The sequence below is a fragment of the Cypionkella sp. genome, from assembly GCF_034376685.1.
Classification (GTDB): Bacteria; Pseudomonadota; Alphaproteobacteria; order Rhodobacterales; family Rhodobacteraceae; genus Cypionkella.
This window is the reverse complement of the sequence record NZ_JAXMJJ010000072.1, coordinates 1-11,657: the sequence shown is the minus strand read 5'-3', so window position 1 is coordinate 11,657 and position 11,657 is coordinate 1. Positions and strand designations below refer to the sequence as shown.

The following is an 11,657-nucleotide window of genomic DNA, read 5'->3' as shown; positions in this document are numbered from 1 at the left end:
AAATGATGCGAATACTTCATGGTTTAGCCCTTGCGAGCGCTGTCATGACTGGCCCCGTCTGGGGCGAGGTGGTGGATTATCCGGCCCTGCACGGCGCTGCCGACTCGGAACTGGTGATTTACTCGACACTGGATAACCGGTTGGCGGTCTCGCTGATCGCAGCGTTTCAGGCCGGGCATCCGGGGGTGTCGGTGCGCTATGAAGACCTGCTTGCGGGTGAGATTTCCGCGCGGGTGATCGCCGAGACCCAAGCCGGTCAGCCGACCGCGGATTTTGTGTTCTCGTCTGCGATGGATATGCAGATCAAGCTGGCCAATGATGGCTATGCGCAGCCGGTGGCAGTGCCCGCCGCGGGCAACTGGCCGGATTGGGCGAATTGGCAGGACACCGCCTTTGCGATGACCTTCGAGCCCGGCGTTCTGGTCTATCACAAGCCAAGCTTTCCGAATGGCCCGCCAACGTCGCGGCTGGAGCTGATGCAATGGCTGCGTCACGCCCCACCGGACTTGCAGGGCAAAATCGGCACCTATGATATCGAGCGATCCGCCGTGGGTTATCTGTTTCTGGCCCGCGATGCCGAGCATTTCCCTGATATCTGGTCGCTGCTGCGGGTGATGGCGGCGTCTGGGTTGCAGACTTTCCCGACCAGTCAGGACATCATCGACCGGGTGGCAGATGGCCGTTTGGTGTTGGGCTACAACATCTTAGGCTCTTATGCCGCTGATCAGGCCCGCAATGCCCCCGATCTGGGGCTGGTGCTGTTGCGTGACTTTACCGTGGTGGTGTCCCGCGTGGCGCTCGTGCCGCGCGCGGCGGCCTCGCCAGAGCTGGGGGCAGAGTTTCTGGGTTTCCTGATGAGCAGAGAGGGCCAGACCCTGCTTTCCGAAAAACTGCGGATGCCTGCTGTCAGTCTTGAGGTTTCCGGCGCCAACAGTGGCCGAGCCATGCAGGTGGCTTTGGGCGAGCAACTGCGACCCGTCTCGGTCAGTCCCGGCGTTCTGGTTTATCTCGATCAAGCCAAACGGCAGCGGTTGTTCCGATTGTGGCGTGCGGCTCTGGATATGAAGTAAAATTGTCAGCGAGTTGACAGGTTTGTGTGATGGAGTTCAACTCTGGGATGGCACGAGGAGGTGCCGCCCTAAGAAATCGGCACAAAATCCGTGCCTTGGGAGGAGAATCAGAATGAAACACACGCTTTTGGGCGCGTTCTTTGCAGCTGCTCTGGCCGTTCCGGCAGTGGCGGGCGACTACATGATCATCGCGCCGGCAGCGCCGGGTGGTGGCTGGGACAGCACCGCGCGGTCAATGCAAGAGGTGCTGCAGGCCGAAGGCATTTCCAGCTCGGTTCAGGTTCAGAACGTTCCCGGCGCGGGTGGCACCGTGGGTCTGGCGCAGTTCGCGTCCAGCACGTCGGGCGATCCCAGCCAGTTGATCGTCGGCGGCTATGTGATGGTCGGCGCGATCCTGACCAATGAATCGCCGGTCTCTCTGGCAGATGTGACCCCGATTGCGCGCCTGACCGGCGAAGCCGTTGGCATTGCCGTTTCGGCCTCGTCGCCTATTCAAGACATCAATCAGCTGGTTGAGATGATGAAGGCAGATCCGGGTTCGGTGTCTTGGGCTGGCGGTTCGGCTGGCGGGGTGGATCACATCACCGTCGGTCTGCTGGCCAAAGCCGCAGGCGTCGATCCGACCAAGATCAACTATGTCGCCTTCGCCGGTGGTGGTGAGGCTCTGGCCGCTATTCTTGGCAATCAAGTCACCGTTGGTATTTCGGGTGTGGGCGAGTTCCTGCCGCAGGTTGAAGCTGGCACGATGCGGATGCTGGCGGTGTCGACCGCTGAGAAATGGGCAGGCACCGATGCGCCGACCCTGAAAGAAGCGGGCTACGATGTGAATGTGCAAAACTGGCGCATGGTTGCCGCGGCACCGGGTCTGTCGGATGAGCAAAAGGCAGCTGTTACGGCGGATATCGACAAGATGGTGAATTCGGCTGGCTGGAAAACCATGCTGGAAACCAAGGGCTGGGCTGACACTTACCTGTCGGGCGCTGAGTTCGACGCGCAACTCGCAGCCGACGTCGAGTCAACCACGATTGTCCTGAAGGACATCGGTCTGGTGAAATGACCAAGGTTTATACCACAACCAAACGTCGCCCCGATGGGGCGGCGTTTATCGTGGCCGTAGGGTTGGCGGCCTTGGGTGCGTTGCTGATTTGGCAAGGTGCCATCATCCCGGACAAAGGCGGCTACGCGGGCATTGGCTCTGGCGATACGCCGATGTTCGTTGGCTGGGCTCTCGTCGCCTTGGGGCTGGCCCATCTGGTCAAGGCCGTTCAAGGCCGCGGAACGGCTGTGCCGCGTCAACAGGTCGTGCCGATCGCTTTCATCGTGGGCGGGCTGCTGTTGCAGTTGGTACTTTTGAAGCCACTTGGCTTTTCAATTGCCTCGGGGATTCTCTTTGCCATGACCGCCGCTGCTTTCGGCAAGCGCAATCTCGCCCTGACCCTGCCTGTGGGCATCGTCTTTGCCTTCCTGGTCTATGGCATCTTTGACCGGGTTTTGCAGTTGAACCTTCCGGGCGGTTTCCTGGAACATCTGATCTACGGAGGCTGACATGACCACGCTGGATTTTCTGCTGCACGGTTTGTCGATTGCGATGGATCCGATGATCCTGATGTATGCGCTGATCGGTGTGACGCTTGGCACGGCCGTGGGTGTGTTGCCCGGCATCGGCCCGGCACTGACGGTGGCGCTGTTGCTGCCAGTTACCTATGGCCTTGATCCGGCAGGGTCTTTGATCATGTTCGCGGGTATTTACTATGGCGGCATGTATGGCGGCTCGACCACCTCGATCCTGCTCAACACGCCCGGAGAAAGCGCGTCGATTGTGACGGCGCTTGAGGGTAACAAGATGGCGCGGGCAGGGCGCGGCGGGCCTGCTTTGGCGACAGCCGCCATCGGATCCTTCGTGGCCGGCTTGCTGGCGACCTTGGCACTGGCGTTTCTGGCCCCCCATATCGTCAAGCTGGCACTGATCTTTGGTCCGCGTGAATATTTCGCCTTGATGATGCTGGCCTTTGTCACCGTCTCGGCGGCATTTGGCGACAGTGCGCTGAAAGGACTGACCTCGCTGTTCGTCGGCCTGGCGCTGGCACTTGTTGGCATTGACGGGTTGACCGGGCAGGCGCGCCTTTCTTTCAATGTGCCGCAGTTGCTTGACGGGATTGAGGTGACCACCCTTGCCGTTGCGATGTTTGCCGTGGGCGAGGCGCTGTTCGTCGCGGCTCAGATTGGCGGCGCGGATGACAAGGTGCATGCGATCAAAGGCGCTGTCGCCATGACCCGCGAAGACTGGCGCCGTTCGTGGAAGCCGTGGCTGCGCGGCACGGCGATCGGCTTTCCCATCGGGGCGATGCCTGCGGGTGGCGCCGATATTGCCAGCTTTCTGTCCTATGGCGCGGAAAAGCGGTTCTCGGGCCATGCGGAAGAGTTCGGTAACGGCGCGATTGAAGGCGTGGCTGGGCCAGAAGCCGCAAACAACGCTGCGGCGGCCGGAACGTTGGTGCCTTTGCTAACGCTGGGCCTGCCCACGACAGCCACGGCGGCCATCATGTTGGCAGGCTTTCAGCAATTCGGTCTGCAACCGGGGCCGCTGCTGTTTGCCACCTCGCCCGATCTGGTGTGGGGTCTGATCGCCAGCCTGTTGATTGCCAATGTCATGCTTTTGGTGCTGAACCTGCCCTTGATCAGGCTGTGGGTCAAGCTGCTGACCATCCCGCGCCATTGGCTTTACGCCGGTATCCTGCTGTTCGCCACACTCGGCACCATCGGCATGAACCCGTCTCCGGTCGAGCTGGGTATGCTGCTGATCTTCGGCATCATGGGCTATTTGATGCGGCTGCACGGCTATCCGATTGCGCCAGTGGTGGTGGGCCTGATCCTTGGCCCGATGGCCGAACAGCAACTCCGCCGGGCGCTGGCGATTTCGCAAGGCGATTGGACAACGCTGGTCTCGACCCCGGTTTCCGCCGGTATCCTGCTGGTGACCTTCCTGGCACTTGTGGTTCCGCTGATCATGCGACTGCGCGGCAAGGGCGAGGTGCTGTCGCAAATCGCGGGTGCCGAGGATTAAGACAGGCAAAACGGGGCCGTGCCAACGCGGCCCCGCAAGCAAAGATCACTGCCGACTCTCTATCAATGTAGCAATGTTGCGTATCGACAGTGTGTACTTGCACCTAGTTATTCGGTCCCGGCATCTGGTGGATCGGATCGAGGATGAATCGGTCCGGCTTTGATATCCAGATTTTGCAGATGTATTCGTAGGACGTGAGTCCGTTCAGCGTCTTGAGTCTTCGGGCTAAGTTGCAGGCCGCGAGGAAGTCGGCATGATGCGTGCGCAGTTGGTCGTGGCTGTCGTAGTGGAAGCGCTTAACAGTCGGGTCCTTGATCGTCCGCTTCGGTTGCCCTCTCAGGGTTTGTCCGCAAACCATGAGAGGGATCCGTTCGGTCTGGCCGTTGATCCAGGGATGGTTGGGCTTCGTGAGGCGATGTTCGATCCCATTGGCCGCGCACATCATGGCGAAGCGTATCGGGCGGGGATAGATGGTGTTGCGGTTCCGCGGCTGCTCTGCGAACTGAATCCCATTATCCGTCAGAACCGTGTGGATCTGGCAGGGCACTGCCTCAAGCATGTGCTGGGGGAACTCCTAGGCGGTCTTTCTGTAAGCAGTTGCAACGATCTGAACAACGGCGAACTTGAACGCCCTGTCGATTCCGACGAACAGAAAGAGCTTGCCTTGGGGGGCTGCACTTCGGCGATGTCCCCTCTCTCGGTTTGCGGGCAAACCACGAGAGGGCAACGGATGTGGATGACCCCGATGGGGTAGTGCTCGAACTTCTGGCGCTTGGGCCTGTCGCCCTCGACATCCGGCAGCCGCGAGTTGCCATGTCGTTGAAAACAGCGATGCAGGACTGACAGCGTCAGACGCTGGATAGACGACTGCAGGGCATAAAGGCAATCGTCCAGTGGCAGCAGCGTGTGGCGCCGGAACGTGACGATCATAGCCTCTTCGACCTCGGTCAAAACCGCCGAGTGAGGTTCCGTCGGCTCGGTCTTCATATCCTCGACCGTCGCCCGCATTCGCCACTTTGACACCGTCTTAGGATTGATGCGCAGCTCCTGGCCCAGCTGCACAATGGATCGCTGTATTGCTGCTCTGAAGGCGTGCGTGGCCGTGGCTCTCCTATTGCAAACTTGCCCCATAGTGCTTGCTTCCATTTTGAGAAAGGGTCACACCAGCAAACCATGGGATCAAAACCTCTTGGTGAGGCAAACTATTGGGCAATAAATCGTCGGATCTCTAGCTTTTTAGACAGGTAAATTAAACCAATAGTTGTTTTGATGGCTAATACTGCATGCCTTGCAGCCCGTAAACATCCTGCTGCGCCGAGACTGAGTATTGTCGTTGGCTGCTCTGGCAAGCGTAAACTGTCCCCCAAGTGTGAATTTGGAGGACAGTTCTAGAAGTGTCGCTAAAGCGTCAAGCATGCAAAAAATTCGGATCAGAGCAGAAAGTCAGAAGCACTCAAACTGGGCACACCATTCACCATGATTTCAAAATCTGCAATGGTGTCGCCCGTCACATCTGCTTTCACAATGGTGCTTGATCCGACCACGGTGTACCAAACCGAATTGGCCTGTGCTATTGTCCCGCTGAACAAGAACTGATTGTTCACCCCGGTAGTCGCAGCGTTGGCATCGATTACGCGCAAATCAATATCATCTGCCCCCCTAGTGAAATTGAAGATGACGTCGCGATTGGCCCCGACGGCAGTTTGCGTCCGCGCGGTGAACTCAAACACATCTCCTGCCGCATCTACACCGCCGTACAGCAGGTCACGCCCGGCCCCACCGTTGAGGGTGTCCGCACCCAGACCCGTGCCAATGGTGTCATTGCCCAGTCCACCCGAAAGCTTATTGTCGCCGGAATTTCCGGTGATCCGATTTGACAGGATATTGCCTGTGCCGTTGATGTCGGACGTCCCAGTGAGGACCAATACTTCAATATTTCCTGCCAACACGTTGGAAATCGAGGATTGGACGGTATCGGTGCCCTCACCGGTTAGTTCCACAACTACATCTCCGGCTCCGAAGATATAGACGTCGTTGCCGATCCCGCCGTGAAGATGGTCTGCTCCCAGCCCGCCGACAATGGTGTCATTGCCGGCACCGCCGTACAAATAGTCTACCCCACCGTTGCCGCGCAAACTGTCATCGCCTGCAAACCCAGCAAGCACGTCACCAAAAGCAGAGCCGACAATCGTATCTTTGCCGTCCAGAGCCAGGTCGTAAAGGTCTTCTGCATTACCGCTTTGCACCAAGGCCAAGACTTGGCTTGCATCCAAATCAAGTTCCGAAATTATATTCTGAAGAGTTCCGTTGAAACGCGTTTCAAAACTATCAAGATCCCCGGAAACGCTGCCGAAACCGCCATAAGTGAAATCCCCCCGATAAATCCCGGTATTCAACCCGTCTACAATTGTTATTTCCGTGCTTGTAAAGCCTTGAAGCGACCAGTCCAAGATAGGTGGATTGATCATATCGAAAGCCGTGTAGGCTGTTACCTTTGCCATAAAAATTCCCCCCTATTTCAAGATCGACGATTCGGAAGCACCGACGATACCATCAGTATACCAGAGAACTCGATCAAGGGCATGGAATCCCGCAGCTAAGCTTCCAATTGGTAAAGCTTTACGGGGACCAGATGATTCCGTCTTTCTGATGATACAGCAATTTGCGATCGCTATCGTGCGACTTCGATCTTGCCGTTTGCGTCGCCAGCATATGATCTGCGCAGTGCTCGAAACTTGTTGTTTTCTTTCGGGAAAAATCACCGTTGGCCTTTTTGAAAAAGGCTTTCTCAAATTCGTTTGCAGCCGCAATGGCTTCAACGCGTGACTCCTCCTTCGATGACTTCACAACGTATCGACCCTCCAAGGGATCGCGCAATCGGATGAACCAATATGGGCTTCGCCCAGTCTGAAAAATAGACAGCCCTTGGCGCAAATGTTTGATCGACGTCGTCTTGTTCTTGGATTCGACCGCCATCTTGTCCGCCTAAAAGTGTAGAGCTGTGTACAACATGCCAAACCACACAGCTTCAGACAGCGAGCGACCATTTAATCGCGATAAATCAAGGATTTAAGTGGTGCCCGGAGACGGAATTGAACCGCCGACACGCGGATTTTCAATACGTGTGTCGTTTCGTCTGAAGCGATGAGAAAAATCAACCTGCCAAGTTGAAAAACACGCTATATCGTGAATTATGCGTATAATTTCAATGAACTACAGGTGTTGACTCGACTGCGTCAAGTAGGTCATTTTTCACAATGTTGCAATTTTGGGGATAAGGTCCAGCGACTGTTTGTGTCCCCAGCGTGTCCCCGTTATGTTGCGATGGCAGGCTGCAAGGAAATGAGATGGCCAAGATTGAGCTTACAGATCACTACATCAAACGGCTGTCGGTCGATGTTCGGACGGACATCGCGGATGCGCGCGAGCCAGGCTTGACCCTGCGGATTACTCCAAGCGGGTCGAAAAGCTGGGCGGTTCGGTGCCGATCAGCGGATGGAACTTCGCAGCGCGTCACGCTCGGCCAGTATCCCGACATATCGCTGAAAGATGCCCGCTCCAGAGCTGCTTTGGCGAAGGCCGATATTCGCGCTACTGAAGGTAACTTGAATCAGGTTCGTCGCGAGGCCGCGCTGGCCGGCTCTGCTGATCCAACGTTAGCCAAGTTGATTGAAGAGTATGAGAACGGCCCCGGCATGTTGAGAGTCACTTGGAAAAGGTCGAAGCGGAACATGCACTCTGAGTCTAGAAACCGGATTGGGACGGTCTTTGCCGCTCTGCTTGAGCGACGCGTGTCTGAGATCACAGATGATAATTTTTCCGATACAATGACCAACTATGAGCCCCTGTCAGGCGCTGAGAAAGCCAACGGACAAGTCTCTCGCGCGCGCGCAAACCTGATGGCCGTCCTGGATTGGTCCGCAGGCCGGGGTCGCTTCAGAACGGCAGGGAAACGAAGAAAGCCGACTTTAAAGGTGGCAGATCTTCGCGATACGCACGACCCTGCAGCAGACGACGAAACAATCACGGGTAAGCGTGACAGGGTCTTATCTGTTGATGAACTGCAATTGGTGTTACCACTCCTCAAGTATCCGGCGCCGCCCTCGTTGAGAATGCGTATGAAGTCTGATGAGGACGTGCGCCCGATAGCGCTGCGCTTCATCTTGCTGACCTCCGCGCGACTCAACGAAGTTGTTGTCGCGAAGTGGCGACACGTCGATTTCGACGCGCGAACCTGGCACAAACCAGTCGTCAAGTCGGTGCGTGGTGGGACGCGATCTCAGACTTTGCCGATTCCAGATGCCGCCCTTGAGCTTTTGACGTCGCTCCCTGGATATGCCGCGCGCGCTGATGATCCAGATCGCTTGGTTTTCCCGTCGTCGCACGGAACGGAGCTGGAAAACTGGGAGCGCATCACCGGGGCAATCAAGCGCGAAAGCCAGACCGCAAGTTGGCATCGGCACGATTTGCGCAGAACAAGTGCAACGATTATGCGTGCGATCGGCATCGATCTAAGCACCATTGATCGGATTCTTGGTCATAAAACCGCTTATCGACGCGAAGAAACAAGTCCCGCGCTTGATGCTTATCTGTCAGATATCGCACTCGACGACATCGCAGAAGATCCTCAGCGGTCGGCGCTTGAAAAGCTGGCGGATGTTTATAAGCGGATCGAGCTGAGGCCAGAAACACCTGTTGGCTAGGGTCCATGTGATGTCACAGGCCTTTTCCAATCAATGCAAGCTCAGTTTATCAGCTTTTTCGGGCGTAGTGGTGCGGCTCGTGGAGTTCACTCCGAGCTTGGGCCATTTCTGGATTAACGCCAATAACTTGAATCAAATGCTGATCGCTTACCACTATCGGTGGTGGGGGCGCCAGAACGGTCATCACCTCCGGGTCTCCACAGGGTCCGGCTCTTGGAAACGCAGTCACGCTGGACATGGATGCGATCGGGAGCTTCAAGGCCAGCTCGGTCCGCTGGCCCTCTCGCAGCAACTCGAAGTGTGGCAACCCGTTGCCTTCACCAGATGCCAGTCGTGTGATCTTCGAGAAATGCAACGAAGGCGCTGACCTTCGCGGGGATGAAGCGTCCCGAAGGATATACGGCGTGGACCTCTAAGGGCGCATAGGCGAACGAGGACATCACGCGAACCAGTTGCCCTTTTTTCAGAGCGTCATTTATCAATGGAAGTTGAGCACCGCCAATGCCGATACCCGCCACGAGAGCCTTCGTCAGGGTGAAAGCGTTATTGGCCATGAACGCGGTTCTGACCGGCACTGTGATGGGTCCGGATGGCCCAATCAATGGCATGGCATCGCCTTCTGGCGCTGCGTTGAACCGCACTTGTGAATGGGTGCCCAACGATAACTCATCCTCCGGACTTCCGTGCGCCGCTACATATTTAGGGGATGCGACGACGATGCGGCGCAGGGTGCCCAAACGCCGCGCCACAAGGCTGGATGATGCAAGCTTACCAAACCTGATAGCCACATCAACGGCTTGCGCATTCAAATCGACAAACCGGTCGTCCAGAACGAGATCGATGATAACCTGCGGATGTTGTTGCTGAAACGCGACGACCACATCGGCGATGTAGCTTTGCCCGACGCCAATCGGTGCCTGAATACGCAGCGCACCAGTCAGGGTCGCGCTGTGACCTGCCGCAACTTCGCCCGCCTCTGCAACGGCTTCAATGATCGCCCGCGCCTTGCGATAATAAAGCGACCCGGCCTCTGTCAGCGCCATTTGCCGGGTCGTGCGGCTTATCAGGCGCACGCGCAGATGCTGCTCCAAAGCTGTGATCTGCTGACTGATCGCAGGCTGTGAGACGTTCAGATCGCGTGCTGCTGCCGATAAGCTTCCAGCCTCGACCACACGCACGAACGTCACCATCGCCCGGAATACATCCATCCATAAGTCTTTCTTATATGTGATAGCAGACGGACCCATCTTCTGGCGTCACATCTAATATGTGAAGGATTTCTCCAGATGTTTCAATTCTGTTGGGAAGACATATGACGATTTCTAAAAAAGTGGCCCTTGTGGTCGGTGCAAACGGTGTGATCGGCGGCAACCTCATCAATCACTTGTTGACCATGGATGACTGGCAGATCATCGGCCTCTCACGACGTGGTGGCGTCTCAACTGATCGCGTCCGCCATGTCGCGGTCGATCTGCTGGACGTAGCGGATACGCGGTTGAAGCTGACACCGCTGACAGAGGTCACCCACATCTTCTATGCAGCCTATCAGGACCGGCCGTCGTGGTCCGAACTTGTGGCTCCGAATCTGGCCATGCTGACCAATGTGGTGGATGCCATCGTGCCCGCAGCGCCCGGATTGGCGCATATCAATCTCATGCAAGGTTACAAGGTCTACGGCGCGCATCTTGGTCCGTTCAAGACACCCGCCCGTGAAACCGATGCCAACCACATGCCACCAGAGTTCAACATCGATCAGCAGGACTTTCTCGAGCGTCGTCAGGTTGGCCAGCGTTGGTCATGGTCGGCGCTGCGGCCGTCGGTGGTGGTTGGAGTCGGCTTGGGGAATCCAATGAATCTGGCGATTGCCATCGCAATCTATGCCTCAATGTCAAAAGCGCTTGGACTGCCGCTGCGGTTTCCCGGCAAGCCGGGGGCCTATGACAGGTTGATGGAGATGACCGATGCTGGCCTGCTTGCCCGCGCAATGGTCTGGGCGGCGACGACTCCAGCCTGCGCAAATCAGGCGTTCAATATCACGAACGGTGATCTGTTTCGCTGGTCAGAGATGTGGCCCAAGATTGCGACTTTTTTCAAGCTGGAAGTCGCCCCGCCGCTGCCAATGTCGCTTTCCACAATCATGGCGGACAAGGGCGAGCTATGGGCCAATTTGGTTGCTACGCACGGACTGGACGATAATTCTTACCAAAGCGTGTCATCCTGGCCGTTCGCTGATGCGGTGTTCAGCTGGAACTATGACTTCTTCGCTGACGGCTCCAAGGCGCGGCGCTACGGCTTTCACGAGCATGTAGATACGGAAGAGATGTTCATGGCGGTCTTCGATGAGCTTAGAAGTCGCAAGATAATTCCAGCCCTCGTTTAGCCCACGCGCGCTATGAGGACGGCCAGCTATGGCGATGACAGTTTGACTGTCTGAGCGGCAGTGCTTCATCTTCCAAACCTGATTGACAGAACCTGCTAAGCGGCCACCATGGCTGGGTTCTTGCTACGATGCCAGCCGAGCGGCGGCTTTTGGGAACGCCGCGAAGCAGCATCCTGACTGGGGTGAGCATCTGCAAAGGGCCGAGTTTTTAGACCGTATCAAAGTAGCCCGCAGTTTCACGGTCCGGCAGACAACTGTGCGAGCGATGCCGAGCTTGATACTTGCATTGGTCATTCATTTCACGCGCTCAACCGGGCCTCTCGCATATCTCTACCGGGTGGCGTGCCGAACAAGCGGGCATAGTCGCGGGTGAATTGCGGCACGCTCTCATATCCGACGGCATGGGCGGCATGGCTGATCGCCGCGCCCTGCGCCAGCAT

General features: G+C 57.0%; 9 protein-coding genes and 1 pseudogene. 6 read left to right on the top strand and 4 right to left on the bottom strand.

Going from position 1 to position 11,657, the window contains the following annotated elements:
• Positions 1 to 44 precede the first annotated feature (44 nt).
• The 4 genes from U1A24_RS13495 (at position 45) to U1A24_RS13480 (ending at position 4,134) form a co-directional block, all read left to right on the top strand.
• Positions 45 to 1,070: an ABC transporter substrate-binding protein gene (locus U1A24_RS13495; RefSeq protein ID WP_322322491.1), complete on the top strand. Its 1,026-nt coding sequence runs from the start codon at positions 45 to 47 to the stop codon at positions 1,068 to 1,070.
• A gap of 112 nt (positions 1,071 to 1,182) precedes the next feature.
• Positions 1,183 to 2,127: a Bug family tripartite tricarboxylate transporter substrate binding protein gene (locus U1A24_RS13490; protein ID WP_322322490.1), complete on the top strand. Its 945-nt coding sequence runs from the start codon at positions 1,183 to 1,185 to the stop codon at positions 2,125 to 2,127.
• Positions 2,124 to 2,615 carry a tripartite tricarboxylate transporter TctB family protein gene (locus U1A24_RS13485; RefSeq protein WP_322322489.1) on the top strand — a complete coding sequence of 164 codons (492 nt, stop codon included), beginning with the start codon at positions 2,124 to 2,126 and terminating at the stop codon, positions 2,613 to 2,615. The genes U1A24_RS13490 and U1A24_RS13485 overlap by 4 nt, the downstream gene beginning before the upstream one ends.
• A 1-nt stretch (position 2,616) precedes the next feature.
• Positions 2,617 to 4,134, top strand: coding sequence for a tripartite tricarboxylate transporter permease (locus U1A24_RS13480; protein ID WP_322322488.1), 1,518 nt, complete (start codon positions 2,617 to 2,619; stop codon positions 4,132 to 4,134).
• 103 nt (positions 4,135 to 4,237) lie between these two features.
• Here U1A24_RS13480 and U1A24_RS13475 read toward each other — a convergent pair.
• The 3 genes and pseudogenes from U1A24_RS13475 to U1A24_RS13465 all read right to left on the bottom strand — a co-directional run bounded on the left by U1A24_RS13475 (position 4,238) and on the right by U1A24_RS13465 (position 7,110).
• Positions 4,238 to 5,265 (bottom strand): annotated as a pseudogene (locus U1A24_RS13475) (IS481 family transposase).
• Between the two features lie 299 nt (positions 5,266 to 5,564).
• Positions 5,565 to 6,635 (bottom strand): calcium-binding protein, encoded by a 1,071-nt coding sequence (locus U1A24_RS13470; RefSeq protein WP_322322487.1) that lies wholly within the window; start codon positions 6,633 to 6,635, stop codon positions 5,565 to 5,567.
• A 118-nt stretch (positions 6,636 to 6,753) separates the two neighbouring features.
• Entirely contained in the window at positions 6,754 to 7,110 is a 357-nt protein-coding gene (locus U1A24_RS13465) for a hypothetical protein (RefSeq protein WP_322322486.1), read from the bottom strand.
• Positions 7,111 to 7,481: 371 nt separating this feature from the next.
• Between U1A24_RS13465 and U1A24_RS13460 the strand changes: the two genes are divergently transcribed.
• A complete protein-coding gene (locus U1A24_RS13460) occupies positions 7,482 to 8,837 on the top strand; it encodes an integrase family protein (RefSeq protein ID WP_322322485.1) in 1,356 nt (451 codons plus the stop codon).
• 317 nt (positions 8,838 to 9,154) lie between these two features.
• On the opposite strand, the gene U1A24_RS13455 is transcribed toward U1A24_RS13460, so the two are convergent.
• On the bottom strand, positions 9,155 to 10,045 hold the full coding sequence (locus tag U1A24_RS13455; RefSeq protein WP_322322484.1) for a LysR family transcriptional regulator: 891 nt from the start codon (positions 10,043 to 10,045) through the stop codon (positions 9,155 to 9,157).
• Between the two features lie 104 nt (positions 10,046 to 10,149).
• Between U1A24_RS13455 and U1A24_RS13450 the strand changes: the two genes are divergently transcribed.
• Positions 10,150 to 11,217, top strand: a complete 1,068-nt coding sequence (locus U1A24_RS13450) for an SDR family oxidoreductase (protein ID WP_322322483.1) — start codon at positions 10,150 to 10,152, stop codon at positions 11,215 to 11,217.
• The last annotated feature ends 440 nt before the right edge of the window (positions 11,218 to 11,657 follow it).